Source organism: Pseudomonas sp. PvP100 (assembly GCF_017833055.1).
Lineage (GTDB): Bacteria > Pseudomonadota > Gammaproteobacteria > Pseudomonadales > Pseudomonadaceae > Aquipseudomonas > Aquipseudomonas syringae.
In genome coordinates, this window is record NZ_JAFIBO010000001.1 from 2,957,504 (window position 1) to 2,977,337 (window position 19,834).

A 19,834-nucleotide genomic window follows, 5' to 3' on the forward strand; every position below is an offset into this window, starting at 1 on the left:
ACGATTTGATTTGGCATGCGTAGCGTATGTGAATTCTCTTTGATGCGTTGCAAGTGCATCCTGAAGGTACGAGTCGGTCAAATTATGGATACCCCACAGCACACCGTCGGCTTCAAGGCAGCAGCCTCTCTGGCCTTGATCACAATACTTGGGCCCTCGGCCATCGATATGTACTTGGCGGCCATGCCCCAGATGACCAAGGACCTGAATACTGACTACGCCACCATGCAGCTGACGTTGACGGTGTTTTTATTGGCAATGGGCGCGGGACAGCTCGTGTTCGGGCCGGTTATCGACGCGCTAGGCCGTCGACGCCCTTTGCTGGCGGGCCTGGCGGCGTTCATCCTGGCTTCGTTATGGGCATCCTTAAGCGAGTCGATGGGCGCCATGCTGCTCGCTCGATTCTTTCAGGGGCTGTCTGTTGCGCTGGTGCTCGTTATCGCCATGAGCTCGGTGCGCGACCTCTCCAGCGGCATTCGTGCCACGCAGCTCTTCGCTCTGCTCGTGACCATACAGGGTGCCGCCCCGATACTCGCACCGGCATTCGGCGGCATCATCAATGTGCACTTCGGATGGCGAGCCGTGATGCTGGCGCTGGCCATTGTCGGTGTGTTGGCTTTGTTAAACTCCAGTGTTTGCCTACCGGAAACCTTAGCCAGAGAAAAGCGCACGCCGTTCAGGCCTGCCAGTGTGTTCGGCACCTATCGGCGTCTTGTTGCGGATAAGCGATTTATCCTTCCTGCTCTGGCCCTTTCATCCGTGTTTTTCTTTTTGTTTGGCTACGTCGGTGGTGCATCTTTTGTGTACCAAAGTGGCTACGCCTTGCGTTCAGACATCTTCGGCTTTGTATTCGGCGGCACGGGCGTGGCTATGATGTTGGGTGCAATGACCGGTAGCCGTTTGGCCAGCAGATGCTCGGCGAGCCTGATGGCACTGCTTGGAGTTGCCATGATGAGCGGCGGTTCAGCGCTGGCACTGCTCGCCGTGTACGTAGGTGCAGATCTTTATGGCATCGTCCCAGCGCTATTCATCGCTGTTTTCGGTTTTGGGATCGCCGAACCATCACTCATGTCCATTGCGATGGCCTCACAAGAACGAGCGTTAGGTGCCACTGCCGCTTTATTAGGTGCCAGCACGCACATTCTAGGTTCGCTTGCTACACCGTTGGCCGGCTCTCTCGCACAGATCGGCGCGCATGCATGGTTGGCTTTGCTGCTTGCGGCTGCGTTGGTGAGCCTTGCTCTTGTTTTCATTAGTGTCCGTAGCGTGAGCAACAACGTCATACCCGTACATTGACGATGTGCGCTCGTTTACAAAGTGAGCTGTTGTCGGCATTTACAAGAGCAGATGTTTAGCCATTCTTTTGTATAGCAAATCCGCCCTTTATAAAGACGGCTGTAGGTTACAGGCGGAGCGAGGGTGCTGAACGGTAGGGATAATAGTATGCGAGTGTATTTTTTGTGATTTTTAGTCGCTCTTAATACTGGGTTAATCGAGGTGCATTAAATTATAGCTCATCCAAGCAGACGGATTAGCTCTGCAAACCTGCCCCGAGAGGAATGTATTAATGAAAACGCCGACACTGGTTTTGGCTTCGTTTCTTAGTCTGTGCTGCTGCGCCGCTTTTGCTCAAGACGGCGCTGATATTTTGCAAAAACGCCAAGAAGCTAGAGCGCTTGAGCGTCAGCAAGCACGTGAGAAACTTGCGGGGCCTGAAGACAAAAAGCACAACGATAAATCGGCTGTCACCTCATCAGTCAAACACAAAGATGTGTCAAAAGCCGAGGAAAAGCCAATCCATTGAAAAATGCTTTCCACTGTCTAAGCCGACGCACTGATGTTGATGAGGGCTTGAATATTTAAAGTGATTGAAGATAACACTCAAGCTGTTTTTTTGGGGCGGATGATATGAACATAGCTGTATCAATCATCCGCCTGTTGAGAAATAAACGCTCAGTCAGAGAGGCAATCTGCAACATCAGGCATAGTTATTTTTCGTGAACGCAGACCGTAGCAGTCTCCGATGCGTTCTATGTGTAATTCTTTCCTCCATTAGGGTCCAACAATGCACGTGCTGCTTTGTGAAGATGACGAGCTTATTGCCAGTGGCATCGTCGCTGGTTTGCATGCTCAAGGCCTTAACCTTGACCGTGTTGGCTCAGCCTCTGCGGCTCATGCGATCTTAGATGCGGCGCAGTTTGACGTGATGATTCTTGATCTGGGGTTGCCCGATGAAGACGGTATCAGCCTTTTGAGATCCTTACGAAGTCGAGGGCATAACATCCCGGTGTTGATTTTGACCGCACGTGATGACGTGGATGATCGGGTCAAGGGGCTCCACGCTGGAGCTGATGACTACATGGTAAAGCCATTCGACCTTAGGGAACTCTTTGCTCGATTACATACGTTGGTTCGTCGCGTTGCAGGACGAACGGTAAACCACATCGAACATGGCATTCTCACTTACGACCCCAGTACGCGGGAAACCTGGCTATCTGGCACTGCCATAGACCTTTCGCGTCGTGAACAAGCAGTGCTTTTGGCCCTCCTGAACAATCCAGGGCGTGTTCTCTCGCTTGAGCAACTAAAAGATAGCGTGTACGGGTTCACTGATGAGGTCGAGAGCAATGCACTTAATGTCCATATTTTTCATCTAAGGCGCAAATTGGGAGTGCAAATCATCGAGACGGTTAGAGGCTCAGGGTATCGACTAGGCGTTGCTTCTTCACTCCAGAGTTGCTGTTCATGAGCCTGCGTTTACGCTTAAGTCTGATACTGGGTGTTGCTTTTGTCGCGGTCTGGACACTCGCTGCGACCTGGATGTTCCAAGATGTACGTAGCCAAATGATGTACTCACTGGATCAGCGACTTGTGGCATCAGCACGAATGGTTGCGGGTTTGGTCGCCCAGTTGCCTCAACCTTTGTCCAGCAAAGATCACGGGGCTCATTTCAGCGCCGATCAGTTGGGCATCCCCGATGGCATGGCGTGTGAGGTCAGTTCGTTACGCGGGGAAATTTTGGCAAGTAACCGCAGCAATACTGGCACTGTCATCGCCAGTCCCAGCGGTGGTTTTTATGACCAAGTGATTGATGGAGAGCATTGGAGAAGTTTCACGCTTGTGCAGGACGACGTTCGCATCACGACGGCTGACCGCGAGCAAGAGCGTGAGCAACTGAATCACTCTGTCCTGCTATCAGCGTCAATGCCAGTATTGGTAGCGCTTTTGTCCTGCGTCGCAACGCTTTGGTTGGGAATAGGTAAGGGCCTGGCGCCACTCAATCGTATGCGCGACGAATTGAGAAAGCGCAACATCGACTCCCTTGAACCACTGCACCTTCAGATGCTTCCTTGTGAGTTAAAGCCTTTGCTGGAAACTCAAAATCACTTGTTGATGCGTATCAGCCGGGCAATCGAGCGTGAACGCCGCCTGACGGGTGATGCAGCACATGAATTACGTAGTCCATTGACGGCCATTAAAACCCATCTGCAGGTTGCGCAAATGACTTCAGGGGAAGCGCAGTGCTTGGCGTTGAGCCGAGCCGAGCAAGGTACTGATCGTCTGCATAGCACGCTTGAGCAATTGCTTCTGTTGGCCAGGGTTGAAGGCAGTCTGTCATTTGATGATGGAAGTCAATGCGGTGTCGAACAGGTCGTTTCGTTAGCTGTTCAGGATGCAACGTCCAGCACAGAGCGGATAGTTCAGACCTTTCAGTTTGTAAGACCCTTGGCGTGCCTGGATATGCCGGCCGTACTTGCCGTGGCTGCGCTTCGCAACCTACTTGATAATGCGCTGCGCCACAGCCCAGCAAATACGCAGGTGGTCGTTAGCGTGACCGACGATAGCGGGTTCGCGTTGGTGACGGTTAAGAACGTGAGCGTTGAGATGTCACAAGATAATATTCATCTCCTGACTGAGCGATTTTGGCGCGGTAGTTCAAGTACTGGCTGCGGTCTTGGCCTCGCCATCGTGCAAGCTATAGTCGAGAGATGCGGGTGCACAATAAAATTCACAACCACCAGTCAGTATTTCGAGGTGACGCTAGGCATGCCTTTGGTGCCCGCCAAAGGGGAAAGTTACGAAAAGACCTGTAAATGCAGCACACCTGATATCAAACATCCCGTCTCGATATCAAACGGTACCACCCACAACCGCAGCCCCTCCGAAAACTCAAAAACCGGCAACGCCTCCTGAAACGAAGCACGTTTCGGGTAAATCAGCACCAGATCCCCCTGCCCGTTCAAATACTTCTGCCCATACGCAAACAACTGATAAAAATCAGTCTGGCTCAGGCCATAATTTTTGCCACCCAACTCGCTGTCCAGCCGCTTCCATTTGGTGTCCAGAACCCAGCTCTTCTCTCCCTGAGTAATCATCAAGTCAGGCCGTAGCTGAAAGACCTTTTTGCCCTGATGAGTGCACAGATACTCACTGCTGCGCTGGGTATGCAGCGTAGCGCCTGGCGGCAGTGAATCTTTCAGGCACGCAGCCACGTAGCGTTCAAACAGCTTCTCCATCGGGAACAGTAAGCTCATGCCCTGCCATTCGCCCGCAATCGCCAGTGGTGTTTGCTGTTGGATGATGAGTTCGCACCAAGGCTTTACAGGCTGGTAATGGGCCATGAGCCGGTCGTGGCGCCACTGCTTGAAATCTTGAGTGGCGTCTCGGCTGTTTGGGATCTCTAGCAACAGTGAACGCAGTTCGTGGGAGAGACGCCAGTTACTGGGGTCTTGAGTGGTTTTACAAACGGTATCTAACGCTGTTTTGAGAAGGCGGTTCTCGGCCCGATCGGGCAGGAATACGTCGTGACGAATTTGAAAGTGGTGCTGTCGGCCAGGAGGTTGGCGCATTTGGCGGGCGGTGTTGAGTTGGCCGCGCAAATATCGCTGTTCCTCTTCGACTCGTTGGTAGTCGGAGCGAAGGCCGCGTTTGATGAGGTGGTCGAGCGCATCAAGAAAGCTGCTCATCACCCATTCAGTCAAGGGTGCGTCGAAACGCTGTAATGCGGTTGCGCCGACCTTACGTGTAGGTAGGTCTAGTGACTTCTGAATCATGCGCCTGAGCAGCGCACGGCTTTGCTGGATGCAGTCGCCTTGTTCAAAATGCTTAGGCAGGATTTCGATACGCGTACCGCAGGGTGTCTCCAGCGCGCCAACGTAATTATCGAGCTTAAGCCAGCGGCGGCCTTCAACTTGAACCAGTGCCGCACCCGCTTTGCTAAAGCGAGAACTGATTTCACAGAGCCAGTCGAAAGCTGAAGGCGATACCTGGGCTACGTCGAGCGTCGGGCTAAGAACATTGCTGGTTGTCAGCCGAGCATATTCCCGGACCGTTACGGTGGTTTTCACCTTTGCTGTTCGCTAAGGAACTTGATGATCTTACGCCCGAGGCTCCGCGTGTTCAGCTTGATGCCCGACGCTGATGTAATAGATAGGCCATGTTTGCTGGCAATCTCTCGCAAATGTGGCTTGGCAGGTTTGACCTGCTGACCTCCACGATAGACCTCAATACTGCCATTAGCGGCTTGTCGTATGTCTACGCCTTCCGTTCTGACGCTCTTCGCTTCCAGCGGCGCACTGACGCTCAGGTTGTGATCGATTACACCCAGATATGACTCGATATTCTTGAATGCAGGCAGATTCAATTCCCAACGTTCGTTGTTCTGCCCCAAAGTGACAGCATCTCCAAACAGCACGCTGAGGTCTTGGCTCGGCTGGATCAAGAACCTATTTTCTGGAGCTTTGCGTTGGTCGTTGAGGACCCACTGGATACGCTGCCAATCTTCGAAGAAATACTCCTGAAGTAGCGGCAGGATTTGCTCTTGAAAAATGCCTGCCAGCCGCTCCAATGTCGGATCGCTTTCGAGAGACATGAAGTACGCGTGCCCCAGGCAATGATCTTGATCAAGCAGGACTGCTATGCGCTGGTTCATCACACTGAGCAATTCGTCGATAGCGATGCCATCAACCTCTATGTCTTCAAGCAACTCCGGGTTAGGAGGCACCTCAATGAACGTGAAGCGACGACGCAGGGCAATATCAAGTGCGGCCAATGATCGGTCAGATGTGTTCATGGTGCCGATCAAGTGAATGTTGCTGGGGATGCTGAAGCGCTCTTTCGAGTAAGGCAGCGTAACCTCGAGTGCCTCTGACGCGCCCGCACGCTTGGAAGGTTCAATGAGGGTGATCAGCTCGCCGAAGATGCGCGAGACGTTGCCTCGGTTGATCTCATCAATGATCAGCACTTTGGCATCGCTATGCTGAATAGGGGCAGGCTCAAATAAGCCCTCCTCGCTTTTACCCAGCATGTGTTCGACCATCGACGGCAGAAAGTTCTTGTAGCCATTCACCAAGAACGGATCAAGGATGGAACCCGGCACTTTCTTGTCCCAGCGACCATTGCCCAGTTCTTCGATAGTGAAGGTGCCTGCGTCCACATAAGAAGCGAGCGTATTTAGCAAACTCATACCTATGGGAAGGTGCTTACCTTGAGGCTTCTCTATCTCAACGACGTCAGGTGTGGCGCGGGTCACTTTGTAGCCTGTGCCGTAGCGATCACCGACTTTGAATGCTCGGTATTTTCCGCTCAGTTCACTCGCAATTGACTCGCAGAGGCTTTTGAAAACGCCTGAGACCACTTCGTAACGGATCTGGCCTTGCTCATCAGTCGTAGCGCGAAGCCCTTCGACAAAGTCTTCGTAGCTGAAGCTCTGATGAAAGGTCACAAAGCGCACATCACCTGCTGCAAGCAGCTCGTCGAAACGAGCTTTTAGCGCTGACCGATTACCGGCATTTTTTGCAAGAAAAGGCTGATCCAGAATCTGCAACGTCGCTTCGACTGTGGCGTAGGTTTTCCCCGTACCGGGCGGACCGAAGAAAATCTGATTGAGCGAAGGCATTGCCGAACGTCCCTGTAGGAAAAGTCCGACAACAGTATCTAGATTGCCAGCATGGGTAAAGCGAAGCGTCGGTGGTGTCGTGTTTATGTAACAGCCCTGAGAATGCGACGCAGAGCGTCGCGAACTGCATTCCTACGCGGAACGTTGGAACGATATGGGTTGCTGAGCCCGATACCTTGCCTGAAGATCGGAAACCCCTGACAGCCCATCCCTCCCCAGTCCGATATCGACACGTTGCCAGCGCCAGTATCATATGCGCCGGTGCCTAAGAAACACCCAACGTAGATGCAGCGAGTTCACGCATAGCTCCAGATTCCAATCGTTCTAATCAAACGGGAATCTCGGCTTTGCTGATCCGCTCAGTTGGGATTTCTTACGCCCGCTCTGCGTTGGTCTTTAACGTCATTTCAGCTCATACGTAGAGGTCAGCATGTTAAACAATCTATTCCGGGGCAGTGATCGTCAGGCACAAGAGGTTTTTGCCGGCTTCACCCCAACCCCCTTCCACCGCCACAACCGCCAGCTCCTCGCCCTCCTCCTCGAAAACCAACCCTGGTTCAGCGCCCGCGATCTGGGTCGCATGATCGGCTGGCCTTTGAACGAGCGGACGCTGCGCAAGCTGGACGCTGACCAGCACCGGATGATCACGCTCGACCTGCACGGCGAAGCACAGTCAGAGCTGATCGTCAGTGAGTCGGGGGCGTACGCGATGATGGTGCATCACTATCACGCGGAGAATCGTGGGTTACGACAGTGGCTTACCCATGAGGTGGTGCCTGCGTTGCGGGATGGGCAGGTGCCGTTCGATGACTGCACGCCAAACCTGAGCATGCTGCAGTGGCCGGGTTTGTCGGTGAGTCTGTTGCACTGGCACAGCGAGCCGTGGATACGGTTGCGGGATATGCCGATGCTGCTGGCGCATCCGCAGATGCAGGTTGAGGCGCGTCCGCGCAGTTTAGGCAGGTCTTGGTGGCGGGCGGTGTTGCCTGCTTCTCGGCTGGGTTGAATGCGTGGTGATGGCCGTGACATCTAGGTGACGGCCATTGTGTCTCGTCGGATCAGTCTTTCAGGCGGCGTCGGTAGTCGTTGATCATTTCGTTGGTGACGTCATCCTTGTAGCAGATGGGTGCGTAGCCACCTTTGCGGCTGTACGCGCTGCGTTTGCCACATTGACTGCCATTGCGGGCAGAGTTGTAGGGGCATGGGCAGTTGCCGGGGTAACCGTCGATGGATTCCTGGATGATGGCTTTGACGATTGAGGCGTCTGTTACCTGGGTTCCTCTGGCCTGCACGGTGAAGGCGCAGAGCAATGCGAGTATGGCGAAGAGGCCTGTCCCTGTCTTTTTCATGGCTATTCCTTAGCGAGTGCAGACAAGTGTCTGTTGCAAGGTTTTACCATGATGGTAATGAGCCATCAAATTTTGTTTGTTGAGGTGATTGTTGGGGATTTGGGTTGTTCGGTGAGCCTATTTGGCAATGAGGCATGGCTAGGCCAATCTGAGATTTGGTTGCCAAGGACGTAACGTATACACAGGTTTTACTGCAGGTTCCCGGCAGATCGCGAACAAGTTCGCTCCTACGCCCTACGGGCAGAAGCGGGTCAGCGAAACGTCGACCGGTGCGCCCCAGGGCCTACGGCCAGAAGCCGGAGTTGTGAGTGATCAGGCATTTGCCTGATGGCTTTGGATATGACGCAGAGCGTCACGAAATGCGTGCCAACGCGGAGCATTAGCCCGATATTCATATGGAGCAATGGGCACGACAGGTGGCGAGAGCCTGCGGGGCCACTACACCCCGCAGGCATCCCTCATCAGAACTGCCAATCCAGCGACAGCCCCACACCGTGAGTCTTATCCCGCGCACCCAGCAAACCGTTGTAGTCCAGGTTGATGCGTGCGTCCCTGCCCAAGGCCAGGCTGGCGCGGGCGCCGACTACGGCGGCGTCGCGGTCCATGGAGACGCTTTGTACGTTGAAGCTGTTGCCGGCGCTGGCGAAGGCCAGGTGTTGTTCAGACGAGGTGTCGTTCAGGTTGTGCTGCCAGCCAAGGGTGGCGGAGACGTCGAGTTTTTGTGTGTCGTTGAGGTTGAAGCGGTTACCGGCGCGGATGCCCAGGGTCGAGAGCACGGTGTCGCGTGTGTCGTCACTGCCTTTGAGGGCCGTGGCGCCACCTTTTTCGGTGAAGCTGTCGCTGTCGAAGTGGACGTAAGCCAGGTTGGCGAATGGCTCCAGTGCCAGCGGTTGCAGGTTCAGGCGGTAGGCGGCTTCGGTGAACACCTGGCTCGACTGGGCGTCGCGCTTGACCTTCTGACGGTCGGAAAACGCGCCGAATTGCAGGTCACGTTTCACGTCGATGCGGTGCCAGCTGTGCGATGCGCCTGCGGTGAGGCGTAATGCGCCCTGTTCGTGGCCGATGTAGGCACCCAGGTGGTAGCTGTCTGCCGAGGCCCGCGAGTGGGTGTCGTCACCCAGGCTCAGCGAGGTGTCGCTGTAACCTGCCATCGCGCCCAAACGGGTGTGCTCGCTGATCAGGCCGTCCACACCGGCAAGCAGACCGCCCAGCGATGAGGTCGAGCTGGCGCTGTCACTGCTGCCGCTGTTTTTGCCCCAGGCACCCAGCGCCTTGACCCACACCGAGTTGTCTTCAGTGCCCGGTGCTGGCTGGTCGTACAAGCCTTCTACGCGCAGACGATCACCCACTGCGTCGCGCAGTTGGCGGCTGTCGTTAATCAGCTGTGTAGCGATGGCCGGATGCACCTCACCCGACAGCTGGGTGAATGCGCGGCGTGCGCTGGCAGTGTCCTGGCTGAGGATGATGCCCTCGTAGACCGAGTTGCCTGTACTCAGTTGCTCGATGGCCTGGGCCACGCTGCGCTGGTTGTCGGTTTGTGCGGCGCTGGCGAAGCTGTCGCCGTTACGTGCAAGGGCCAGTGTCACGCCTGTACCGCTATAGGCCAGGTTACCGTCCAGGAATGCATAGTTATCGGTCACCGAACCGAACTGCCCCTGAACGCCGCCAGCCGCCTGCAGCACGTTGAACTGCTGACCCAGAACGCTGCTGGTCTGGTTGCTGCTGAGCAGTGCAGGATTGTCGTTTTCCAGAGACAGGGCCATGTTGGCGCCGCTCACGGTCGCGGTGCCGCCGACCACGATGCGGTCGCTGGCGGTGGGCGAGAATTCAACCGCGTAGGTCGAGCCCGGTGCCAGGTTGAGATCGCCCGCCACTTGCAGGGTGCCGATAGAGTTGCCCGGCGCGACGGTGCCGCCCCGGTTGGCGTTCAGCGAGGTGACGCTGCCATTGCCAGCCAGTATGCCGCCGTTATTGACGGTGACCGCAGAGGCCAGCGAGCCGTTGATGGCCAGGCGTCCTTGATTGACCAGCGTCGGGCCGCTGTAGCTGTTGGCGCCGGTCAACACCAGGGTGCCGATGCCTTGTTTGGTCAGGCCGCCGTGGCCGGAGATGTTGTTGCTCCATACGTCCAGCCCGCATTGCGGCCCGCTGCAGGTGCGTTGGGTCGGTTTGCCGGCATCGACAATCGCACCAACGCCAGGCAGGTCAGCCACGAACTGGCTGTCGCCGTAGGCGCCGTCGATACGAAACTCGGCAGGAATGTCCGCTTCGGTAACGAACATGCTCGGGCCGTTGACCGCTTTGCCGAGGTTGATCATGCCCCAGCCGTACAGCGCATCGACGCCCGGCGCGCCGAGGTCGGTGGCGGTAGTTTTCAGGACGTCGGCGACCTGCGCGCCGGTCATGTACGGAAAGCGCTCCATCAGCACAGCCATGCTGCCTGCGACGTGAGGCGCAGCCATCGAAGTGCCGTTCTTGTTGGCCCAGCCGACGGTCAGGTCTGCCAGGCTGGTGCCGTTGAGCACCGAGCTGTAGATGCGCGTGCCCGGTGCCGAGACGCAGAAGCTGGCGGTGTAGCCACAGCGCGACGAAAAAGTGCTCAGCGTGTAGGGCGTGGTAGCGGCCGCTGCGGCATCCGGATTTTGTTGCAGGGCGGCGACGGTCAGCCAGTTGGGCGCGATGTCTGGTACGAAATAGCCGAGCCCGGCCATCGCATCGGGGTTGTTGAGGTTGTAGTCGTTACCCGCGGCGAAGATGGTTACCACGCCGCTGCGTGCAGCGTCGATCGCGCCCTGATACGCGCCACCCGGACGCGTGCCGAGGATCTGGCGAATCTGGTCGAACTGCACTTGCGCGTCCTGCACGGTGAAGTGCGGGAACGCCGGATCGCGCCCGCCCTTAGTGAAACGGTCGGTGATGCCGATGCCCCAACTGTTGTTGATGACCCGTGCGCCGCTGTTGACCAGCGCGTTCCAGCCAGCTTGATACACCGCGCCGTCGTTGCCCAGTACGATGCCGTCTTCCGGGCCCGGGTCGCCGTTGTCGGCGCTGATGATTTGCGCGTTGTAGGCCACGCCGTGCATCGGCCCGCCGTCGCGATTACCACCGGCAATGCCGCCGACGTGGGTGCCGTGGTTACCGAGTTTGCCGCCGGAGTCCAGGCTCGGTGCGCCGTCGTAGCGGAAAGCGTCGCCCGCCTTCACCGGGATGTACGGGTCGGTGTACTCGCGGATGCCGCTGGTGACCAGATTGACCACCTTGTTGGGGCTGTCGAATTCCGGATGCGGGGCGTAGACCGGCTGGTCGAAGATGCCCAGTTTGATGTCCTTGCCCGAGTAGCCTGCGGCGTAGGCCTGATCGGCGTTGATCGCGCCCAGGCCCCAGTCGGCATTGAATTCGGCACTGCGCCAGCTGGCGGCATTGCCCGCCTGCCCTGCTTCCACATACGGTGCGGCATGAGCCACGCCCAGTGTTGCCAGGTAGCAGGCGAGCGCGCCACAGGATGCGCGATTGACCGCCCGAATGGCTTGTCTCAGGGGTTTGACAGAGGTGTGTCGGGTGCTGAGTGCATCTTTCATGAAAATTACCGTCCTTAGTTAACGCGCACGAATCTCCGCGCGCATGCATCTGCATGCGCGTCGTTCTTTTGGGTTTAGGGTTGTCTACTGCTTAGAACTGCCAGTTAAGACTCAGGCCGACACCGTGACTTTTCTCACGACTGGCCAGCTGGCCGCTGTAATCGAGGCTGATCCTTGCCTCCTTGCTCAACGCCAGACTGGCGTGAGCACCGACCAGCGCGGCATCGCGCACCAGTGGCGAGCTTTCTATAGCGAAACTGCTGCCACCGGAGGCAAATGCCAGATGCTGTTCAGAATCGGTGTTGCTCAGGTTGTGCTGCCAGCCGAGGCTGCCGGACAGGTCGACCTTCTGACGGTCGCTGATCGCGATGCTCTTCAGGGCACGCAGGCCCAGGGTGCTGAGTACCGCATCACGGTTGTCGCTACCGGCAGACAGCGCTGCAGCGTCGCCCTTCTCGGTGAAACCATCGGTGTTCAGGTGGACGTAGGCCAGATTGGCGAACGGCTCAAGCGTCGCGGGTTGCAGGTGAATGCGATACGCCGCCTCGGTGAACACCTGCGTGCTCTGCGCATCGTGTTTGCTTTTCTCCTTGCCCGCTGCGCCGCCGACCTGCACGTCGCGTTGCGCGTCGATGCGATGCCAGCTGTGTGCGGCGCCCAGGGTCAGGCGCAGCGCACCGATTTCATGGCCGAGGTACGCGCCCAAGTGGTAGCTGTCCACCGAAGCCCGGGAATGCGTGCCGGAGCCCATGTTCAATGAGCTGTCGCTATAGCCTGCGACGACGCCCAGACGGGTGTCATCGGCAAGGTTGCCATCGACACCGGCGAGCAGCCCGCCAATCGAGGAGGTGTAACCCGCGGTGTCGTCGCGCGAGTCGGTCTTGCCCCATGCGCCCAGGGCTTTGAGCCAGACGTTGTCTTGTGCGGCAGTGTTGCCATCGGTGCCAAACACGCTGGCGCCCAAGCGCTCACCCACCGCATCCCGGACCTGACGGCTGTCGTTGATCAACATACTGCCGATGGCCGGGTAAATTTCCCCGGACAATTGCTGGAAGCTGTCGCGTGCCGAGGCAGCGCTCTGGGTAAGCAGCAGGTTTTCATACACCGCGTTACCGGCACCGAGCTGTTCGGCGGCAGTCGCCACAGCCGCCTGGTTAGGGGTTTGCGCCACGCTATTGAAAGCGGCAGTTTGCTCGACGTTCAGTGCGACCGCGTTGGCTGCGTAGTCGAGTCGGCCACCGAGGAAGGCGTAGTTGGAGGACACGCTGCCAAACTGACCATTGATGCCATTGGCCGCTTGCAGCACGTTGTACTGGCGACCTACCACGCTTTGGATCGGAGCAGAACTCAAGGCCACAGGCGTTGCATTCTCCAGCGCCAGCGTCATGTTCGCGCCTGACACCGTGGCGCTGCCTGTAGCGACGATGCGGTCACTGGCGGTTGGCGAGAGCTCGACGGCGTAGGTTGAACCCGGCTCAAGGGTGACATTGCCATTGACCTGCAATGTACCGATGGAGTTGCCCGGCGCGACGATACCGCCGTTGCGCGCTGTCAGCCCGCCGATCTGGCCGTTGCCGCCCAGTGTGCCGCCTGCGTTGACCTGCACGGCTGACACCAGCGATCCATTGACCGACAGCAAACCGCCATTGACCAGTGTGTCACCGCGATAGGTATTGGCGCCGTCGAGAATCAGGCGGCCTGCGCCGGATTTGATCAGGCTGCCCTGATACTGGCGTTGCGCAGCCGCGGCGGCGCGAGCAGTGCCGGTGGCATAATCGGCCTGATCCTGCTGGCTGGCGGTACTGGCAACGCCGTTCTGCCAGCCTTTACTGATCAGCGTCTGCTGCCAGGTGGCCTGCTCGGCGCTGTCCTCGGACTGACGCTGGATCAGCGCCTGATCGGAGATATTATTGCTCCACACATCAGTCAACCCTGCACCCAGATTAGCGTCGAAGGTGCCGAGCAATTGGCCCGGACCGCGCATTGCCCGCTCCAGGTTGGCAACACCCCAGCCGACGCTGTTGGTCGGTGCCTGAGTAATCGAACCGTCGAGCTGGGTGGCGGTGGTCAGCAGCACTTGCAGCGCCTGCTCGTTGGTCATGTACGGGAAACGCTCCATCACCAGTGCCAGTGCGCCAGTGGCATGCGGCGCGGACATGGAGGTGCCGGATTTGATGCCGTAACCGCCACCCGGCACGGTGCTGTTGACCAGCCGACCGGGCATGGTGATGCACCAGTACTTGGACAGGCCGCACTGGTTGTAGCGTTGACCGTTGCTGCTGTCGAGGCCAGACACGGCCAGCCAGTGGCCTTCAAGATCCGGCTGGAAAAAAGGCAGCGAAGCCCGCACGCTGGCGTTGGCGTAACCGGTGTTGCCTGCACTGAAGACGTTGATCACGCCCTTGCGCGAGACATTCGCCGCTTCGTCCAGCCAGGTGCCGCGGTTGTAGTGCTGAGCGTAGGCAGCGCGCACGCCCGCTTCGGTGGCGTAGGTCACGTCGGCCGGCTGGCTGCCCCAGCTGTTGTTGATGGCGCGCACGCCGGCATCCGCCAAGGCGCCATACACCGCTTTGAAGTACTGCGGGTCGGGGTTAGGGCCGAACAGGAAGCTGTCGTTCTGATTGGTGTTGCCGACGTAGATCTGCGCGTTGTACGCCACGCCATGCATCTCCACACCATCGCGCGCCGCGCCCATAGTGCCGGTAACGTGTGTGCCGTGGGTGTCGTTGTTCGGGTTGATGGCACCGGTGATGCTGAACGGCGAGCCGTTAACGTAGGTACCGGTAGCGGTGACTGCGTGGTAGCGGGACGGCGTGGCTTCCGGATGGGACGGGTCGAAACCCGAGTCCAGTGCACCGATTTTGACGCCAGCCCCGGTGATGCCAGCGGCGTAGGCCTGATCAGCCTGGATACGGCCCAGACCCCAGTCGCTCTGGAATTCTGCCGAGCGCCAACTGGCAGCGTCACCCGGCTTGCCCTGCTCGACATAGTCAGCATAAGCCGAGCAGCCAAACGTAAAAGACAGCGCGCACAGCGCGCCGGTTGCTACAGGCTTGAACGAATAACGGACAACACTCACGCACTTCGACTTTTGCATCCCTGCACACCTGATACTGGTTGGCTCTTGATTGAGCGATTCCAGAACATAGTCCGCAGTGTAAAACTTGGCAACAGTTTTATTTCAATTCTGATACAAAGGTAAAGACATAAGGAAAACGCATCGCAGGACATATACATAGCTGATAGGCGCTTGAATCTATTGAGATTATTTCGAATTTTATTATGCGGCTCAAGTGCGGAGTAGTGGCCATTTAATTGCACGCGACTTGTTTTTCTCGCGCTCTACCTAGTGTTTCCAGTAACAGTTGCCAACGGCGTTACTTGTCTGAAAGCACCAAAAGTTGTCAGGCAATAATAAATATTCATTCTGAGATTCCCGGAAAAAGATGACGCAGAGCGTCATGAACGGCATGCCCACGCGGAGCGATGGGCACGATAAGTGGTGCGCGCGTGGTAATGCCGTTCAGGACGCTCCGCGTCCTATCAAGGGAATGGCCTGCCTAGCGGCTGAACCGTTCTGCCAGACTGTGCAGGTAGTGCGCCATTTCTTCCAGCTCGCTGCTGATCTGCGAGCCTTGCTGCGCCTGGCTGGCGCTTTCGTCGCAGAGTTGCGCAATGCGGGTGATTTGCTGGCTGATGGTTTCCGCGACGTGGCTCTGTTCTTCAGACGCCGACGCCATCTGCTGGCTCATGCCGGTGATGCGGGTCACCGACTGGCTGATGCCATCCAGCGCCTTCTGCACGGCTTCAACGCTGGCGACACTCTCCTGAGAGATCTGCTCGCCCTTGTTGGCGGTCTTTACCGCCCGGTCGGCGCCATCGCGCAGCGAGGTGATGATTTGCTGGATCTGCTCGGTCGACGACTGCGTGCGAGACGCCAGCGAGCGCACCTCGTCGGCCACCACCGCAAAACCACGTCCCTGTTCACCGGCACGCGCCGCTTCGATGGCTGCATTGAGCGCCAGCAAATTGGTTTGCTGAGCGATCGAGGTGATCACATCGACCACACTGCCGATCGATTGAGTCGCATCAGCCAGTTCCCCCACGGCGTTGCCAATGTCGGTAACCGAGGTCGCCATGTGCCGAATCGCCAGCAGGCTTTCATCTGCCAGCCCACGCCCCTGTTGCGCGAGCTTGTCGGCCTCCTCGGCAGCATGGGCAGTGTTCTGCACGTTGTGGGTGACTTCCTGAATGGTCGCCGCCATCTGGTTGATGGCCGTGGCTGACTGATCGGCCTCACTGCGCTGCTGATCCAGCGACTCGGCCTGGCGAAGGGACAATTGCGCTGACCGGCCGGCATGCTGGCGCACGCTCTCGCCGGTATCCGCCAGACGCGTCAAGGCCGTCTGCAAGCGCGCTTCTTCGCTGAGCATGGCCAGGTCGAGCTGGGCCTGCGGGCCGCGATTATCGCTGTAGGTCAGCGCAATCAATGCACTGGTGAAGGCCTTGGGGTGTTCTTCAAGGGTTTCGCGGATACTGCGGCGCTGACGCACTTCAAGAAAAACGCCCAACACAACCATCACAATCGGGATCATGATGATCGACGGCAAATCGTCGAGCAGGTAAACACCCACAGCCAGCGCAAGCGCGCAGAGGATCATCGGTAACTGGCGAATCAGGTGATAGGCCGCCGAGCTGCTGGAGGACACTGCCGACTTGCCAGCCCGCAACCGCGCATACAGCGCTTCAGCGCGACGCACCTGATCGCGGGTCGGCAGCGAGCGCACCGACTCGTACCCGACGATCCGGCCGTTTTCGTAAACCGCCGTCACATAAGCGCTGACCCAATAGTAATCACCCTGCTTGGAGCGGTTCTTGACCACCCCCATCCACGGCTTGCCCTGCTTGATGGTTTCCCACATATGCGCGAACACCGAGGCTGGCATGTCCGGGTGGCGCACCAGATTGTGCGTCTGCCCGACCAGCTCTTCGCGAGTAAAACCGCTCAGGGTGACGAAGGCGTCGTTGCAGTAAGTAATGTGGCTGTTAAGGTCGGTGGTGGAGATCAGGCGTTCAGAGGCCGGAAAAGTCCGCTCAGTCTGCGTGATAGGCATGTTGACGCGCATTAGGAATCACTCCGTGATAATGCTGATACTCCGGGCAGATGCTGAAGGTGTAGCACAGCCTTTCAAAGTGACAACCGATAGTCATGATGCACTGTTATCGCCCCCAAGACTCAGGGCTTTAACAACGGCTGGGGATTACGTCACTCAAGAAACGGCAGGAATGAGAGCGGCGTAAGGTGTTTGCGCCGCAAGGAGGATGCCTGCACCATGCGGCACCTGATCGCATCCCGGCCCAAGGCACAGACCCAAGGCAACCCCATGGCACACAACACGACCTCTGCGCTGCAAGCACTTATCAAGAAACTGCGCGGGTTATTGAGCCGGGTTGCGGGAGGCACACCGAACCGGCAACAGCACCCGGAGCCCGCTACGCCTGCAGCGCAATTGCCTGAACCGCAAGCGCCAGTCAGAACCCGCCGCGCCAACCCTGGCAAAAAGCCCCACAAACCTGCGCCGCCAACACCCACGGCAAAGCCGGCGGCGCCTGCGTGCCCGCACTGTCGGAAAACCATGGTGATCAAGGTGGCCCGCACCGGCAAGAACGCCGGGGAGTTCTGGGGTTGTGTGGCCTACCCGAAATGCCGGGGGATCCGACCGATCTTTCGCTGAACGCAGGACCGGTCGCCCCTTACACGCTGCGCTTAGCTGATGTTGGCCAACAGCTCGCGGGCCATGCGCCGATGCTCCTCATCGGACTCGTCAATGATCTGCTGGAGGATTTCACGGGCCGATTCGAGATCGCCGTCCTCAATCAGCACTTGCGCCTGATTGATCTGGCTGAGCGGCGGTTCTTCCAGATCCAGCAGGTCGAAATCGGCGTCATCGTTCATGAAACTGTCGAGGAAATCGTCACTCAGGCCGTCGGCGGCAGATGGCGCAAGTACTTCGACTGGCTCGACCACCTCGGGCTCGGAGAAGTCACTGAGGAACTGTTCATCCGAGAGCTCGAAGACCTCCGGCAGTTGAGTCAGGTCCGAAGAAAAACCGGGATCGACTTCAGCGGGCGCTGGCGCAGCGGCAGGCTTGGCACGCGGCGGCGGGCTGTCGAATGGATCGACCAGATCCCAGTCGGCGTCCATCGACAGGTCGTCCAGGTTCAACTGAAACTCGTCGGCGTGCTGCGGGTTCAGCGCCGCAGCGGCGCTTTCATCCAGCTGCGCGGCGGGTTCTGGCTCAGCCTCGGGCTGCAGGTAGAGCTCAGGCTCTGGCTCGGATTTATCGAAAGACAATGTGCTGGCTGCTACCGCGACAGCCGGCACAACAGCCGCTACGGGAGCGATCTCGGCAGCCTTTAGCTGCGGGAAGCGATCGCGGATGTCCTGAATGGTCTGCGGATCGACGCCATGCTCCAGCGCAGCCTGTTCTTCGCGAACGAAACCACTGCCGTCGCCCTGCTCCGCCAGCAACTCCAGCAGGCGAATGCGTATGTCATCACGCTCGGGCTGGGTTTCCAGGGCGCTGCGCAGAATACCCATCGCCTCGGTGAAGCGTCCGTAGGCGATGTAAATGCTCACGCCATCCAGCGCATCCGGAGCAGCGCCAGGCGAGCGTTGTGCTGGCGATGGCTTGGCCGGTGCCGGCGTCGATGGGCTCTGCACCACGGGCTGCGGCGCAACAGCAGGCACTTCGAACACCGGAAGCATGGATGCCTGAGCGGGCTTGATCAGTTGGTCATCCGGGCTGACAGCGGACGCTATGGACTCCTTGCGCTGCTGACGTCGTTTCGAATAAGCAAACGCCACCAGCAGCAGCACGATCAATACGGCAGCGAGCAGTATCGGCAGGCTGAGGAATGAATCGCTGCCCGACGCAGCAACAGGTTGAGCAGGGGCGGCAGGCGCAGCGGCAGGACTGACAGGTGCAGGCGTGACTGTTGCCGGTGCAGCTGGCGTGGCCGCGGATTGCGCAGCGGCCAGATCACTGCGCAAGGCGATGATCTGTTTGTCCTTGCCACTCATCTCTTCCTGCAATTCCTGCGTCTGCGCCTTGAGCGCCTCCAGTGACTGAGTCAATTGCTGGTTTTCGATGGCAGCGGCCGACAACTGCTCGGCGGTACGCTGCAATTCGACAGGCTTTGGCGACGGCGCGGCAGCGCTTGCGGCAGGCGCTGCCGCGGTCGGCAGCACTGCGGCGTCCGGCAGCAACAGGTCCTGGCCAACTTTGAGCGCAGACCCGGCGCCTGCGGCGAAGATTTGCGGGTTGAGCGAACGAATACCGTCCGCCAGCTGGCTTGCCGACACCTTGTTGCCCGGTCCCTGCAAGCGGCTGGCGATACCATTGAGCGTGTCGCCACTGGCCACCGTATAGCGTTTGCCCTGCACGGCCGCCGGTGGCGCGACCGGCATGCGGCTTTCCGAAGCGGAGGTGGCCGAGCGCTGCTGGTTGCGGCTGCGCGTGGCAGCCAGGCCTTGCGCCGAGGTGGCAGGATCGAGGAGCAGCGTGTATTCGTGCAGCAAATCGCCATTCGGCCGCGCCAACTGGACGAGAAAACTCAGGTAGGGTTCGGTGACCGGTTTGCTGGACACCACCCGAATCACGCCGCGATCACCGCGCAGTATCGGCGTGAAGCGCAGGTCATTGAGAAAGAACACGCGTTCCATGCCCGCCTTGGCGAACGCTTCGGGCGATGCGAGCCGGGCGACCACGTCTTCATTGCTCAGACCGCCGGTTTCCAGCAGCTGGATCTCGGCATTCAATGGCTGGTTGAGCGCCGAGTGCAAGGTGATTTCACCCAGGCCCAACGCAGACGCCAACGTGGAGCAGGTCAGTAACGAGACCGCTAACACGCCCCTGCCAAACGCCCCGCGCGCCCTGCGACCTGCACCTTCGACAGCAGCCAGTGAACTCTTCAGCATGCGAACCCTTATGGAAACCACGGCAGGC

13 protein-coding genes are annotated in these 19,834 nt (G+C 58.4%); 6 read left to right on the forward strand and 7 right to left on the reverse strand.

The features are described 5' to 3' along the window. Positions 1-84 precede the first annotated feature (84 nt). The 4 genes from JOE39_RS12535 (at position 85) to JOE39_RS12550 (ending at position 4,194) form a co-directional block, all read left to right on the forward strand. Positions 85-1,296 carry a multidrug effflux MFS transporter gene (locus JOE39_RS12535; protein WP_010421739.1) on the forward strand — a complete coding sequence of 404 codons (1,212 nt, stop codon included), beginning with the start codon at positions 85-87 and terminating at the stop codon, positions 1,294-1,296. A 271-nt stretch (positions 1,297-1,567) separates the two neighbouring features. Continuing rightward, positions 1,568-1,804 (forward strand): hypothetical protein, encoded by a 237-nt coding sequence (locus JOE39_RS12540; protein ID WP_210077307.1) that lies wholly within the window; start codon positions 1,568-1,570, stop codon positions 1,802-1,804. Positions 1,805-2,065: 261 nt separating this feature from the next. Further along, complete coding sequence (locus JOE39_RS12545; RefSeq protein ID WP_010421735.1) at positions 2,066-2,749, forward strand: response regulator transcription factor; 684 nt, start codon at positions 2,066-2,068, stop codon at positions 2,747-2,749. Further along, the gene (locus JOE39_RS12550) at positions 2,746-4,194 is read left to right on the forward strand and encodes an ATP-binding protein (RefSeq protein ID WP_010421732.1); all 1,449 of its coding nucleotides are present in this window, start codon (positions 2,746-2,748) and stop codon (positions 4,192-4,194) included. The genes JOE39_RS12545 and JOE39_RS12550 overlap by 4 nt, the downstream gene beginning before the upstream one ends. Here JOE39_RS12550 and JOE39_RS12555 read toward each other — a convergent pair. Continuing rightward, a complete protein-coding gene (locus tag JOE39_RS12555) occupies positions 4,077-5,348 on the reverse strand; it encodes an McrC family protein (RefSeq protein ID WP_010421730.1) in 1,272 nt (423 codons plus the stop codon). The two genes, JOE39_RS12550 and JOE39_RS12555, sit on opposite strands and share 118 nt — an antisense overlap. Continuing rightward, complete coding sequence (locus tag JOE39_RS12560; RefSeq protein WP_029572048.1) at positions 5,345-6,898, reverse strand: AAA family ATPase; 1,554 nt, start codon at positions 6,896-6,898, stop codon at positions 5,345-5,347. Before JOE39_RS12560 ends, JOE39_RS12555 begins: the two co-directional genes overlap by 4 nt. A gap of 430 nt (positions 6,899-7,328) precedes the next feature. Here JOE39_RS12560 and JOE39_RS12565 point away from each other — a divergent pair, with 430 nt between their 5' ends. Next, positions 7,329-7,904, forward strand: a complete 576-nt coding sequence (locus JOE39_RS12565; RefSeq protein WP_032659861.1) for a Bro-N domain-containing protein — start codon at positions 7,329-7,331, stop codon at positions 7,902-7,904. Positions 7,905-7,956: 52 nt separating this feature from the next. On the opposite strand, the gene JOE39_RS12570 is transcribed toward JOE39_RS12565, so the two are convergent. The 4 genes from JOE39_RS12570 to JOE39_RS12585 form a co-directional block, all read right to left on the reverse strand. Continuing rightward, entirely contained in the window at positions 7,957-8,247 is a 291-nt protein-coding gene (locus JOE39_RS12570) for a hypothetical protein (RefSeq protein WP_010421722.1), read from the reverse strand. A gap of 461 nt (positions 8,248-8,708) precedes the next feature. Beyond that, complete coding sequence (locus JOE39_RS12575; RefSeq protein ID WP_210077305.1) at positions 8,709-11,825, reverse strand: autotransporter serine protease; 3,117 nt, start codon at positions 11,823-11,825, stop codon at positions 8,709-8,711. 91 nt (positions 11,826-11,916) lie between these two features. Continuing rightward, positions 11,917-14,922 carry an autotransporter serine protease gene (locus JOE39_RS12580; RefSeq protein WP_074910338.1) on the reverse strand — a complete coding sequence of 1,002 codons (3,006 nt, stop codon included), beginning with the start codon at positions 14,920-14,922 and terminating at the stop codon, positions 11,917-11,919. A gap of 463 nt (positions 14,923-15,385) precedes the next feature. Continuing rightward, positions 15,386-16,951 carry a PAS domain-containing methyl-accepting chemotaxis protein gene (locus JOE39_RS12585; RefSeq protein WP_074910336.1) on the reverse strand — a complete coding sequence of 522 codons (1,566 nt, stop codon included), beginning with the start codon at positions 16,949-16,951 and terminating at the stop codon, positions 15,386-15,388. A gap of 258 nt (positions 16,952-17,209) precedes the next feature. On the opposite strand from JOE39_RS12585, the gene JOE39_RS12590 reads away from it, so the two are divergent. Next, the gene (locus JOE39_RS12590) at positions 17,210-17,560 is read left to right on the forward strand and encodes a topoisomerase DNA-binding C4 zinc finger domain-containing protein (RefSeq protein ID WP_003393205.1); all 351 of its coding nucleotides are present in this window, start codon (positions 17,210-17,212) and stop codon (positions 17,558-17,560) included. Between the two features lie 32 nt (positions 17,561-17,592). On the opposite strand, the gene JOE39_RS12595 is transcribed toward JOE39_RS12590, so the two are convergent. Continuing rightward, positions 17,593-19,806, reverse strand: coding sequence for a FimV/HubP family polar landmark protein (locus tag JOE39_RS12595; RefSeq protein WP_057445713.1), 2,214 nt, complete (start codon positions 19,804-19,806; stop codon positions 17,593-17,595). Positions 19,807-19,834 lie beyond the last annotated feature (28 nt).

Excerpts from the sequence above, each read along its gene's own strand:
- JOE39_RS12535 (WP_010421739.1), top strand. The coding sequence starts at position 85 with ATGGATACCCCACAGCACACCGTCGGCTTCAAGGCAGCAGCCTCTCTG.
- JOE39_RS12540 (WP_210077307.1), top strand. The coding sequence starts at position 1,568 with ATGAAAACGCCGACACTGGTTTTGGCTTCGTTTCTTAGTCTGTGCTGC.
- JOE39_RS12545 (WP_010421735.1), top strand. The coding sequence starts at position 2,066 with ATGCACGTGCTGCTTTGTGAAGATGACGAGCTTATTGCCAGTGGCATC.
- JOE39_RS12550 (WP_010421732.1), top strand. The coding sequence starts at position 2,746 with ATGAGCCTGCGTTTACGCTTAAGTCTGATACTGGGTGTTGCTTTTGTC.
- JOE39_RS12560 (WP_029572048.1), bottom strand. The coding sequence starts at position 6,898 with ATGCCTTCGCTCAATCAGATTTTCTTCGGTCCGCCCGGTACGGGGAAA.
- JOE39_RS12565 (WP_032659861.1), top strand. The coding sequence starts at position 7,329 with ATGTTAAACAATCTATTCCGGGGCAGTGATCGTCAGGCACAAGAGGTT.
- JOE39_RS12570 (WP_010421722.1), bottom strand. The coding sequence starts at position 8,247 with ATGAAAAAGACAGGGACAGGCCTCTTCGCCATACTCGCATTGCTCTGC.
- JOE39_RS12575 (WP_210077305.1), bottom strand. The coding sequence starts at position 11,825 with ATGAAAGATGCACTCAGCACCCGACACACCTCTGTCAAACCCCTGAGA.
- JOE39_RS12580 (WP_074910338.1), bottom strand. The coding sequence starts at position 14,922 with ATGCAAAAGTCGAAGTGCGTGAGTGTTGTCCGTTATTCGTTCAAGCCT.
- JOE39_RS12585 (WP_074910336.1), bottom strand. The coding sequence starts at position 16,951 with ATGCGCGTCAACATGCCTATCACGCAGACTGAGCGGACTTTTCCGGCC.
- JOE39_RS12590 (WP_003393205.1), top strand. The coding sequence starts at position 17,210 with ATGGCACACAACACGACCTCTGCGCTGCAAGCACTTATCAAGAAACTG.
- JOE39_RS12595 (WP_057445713.1), bottom strand. The coding sequence starts at position 19,806 with ATGCTGAAGAGTTCACTGGCTGCTGTCGAAGGTGCAGGTCGCAGGGCG.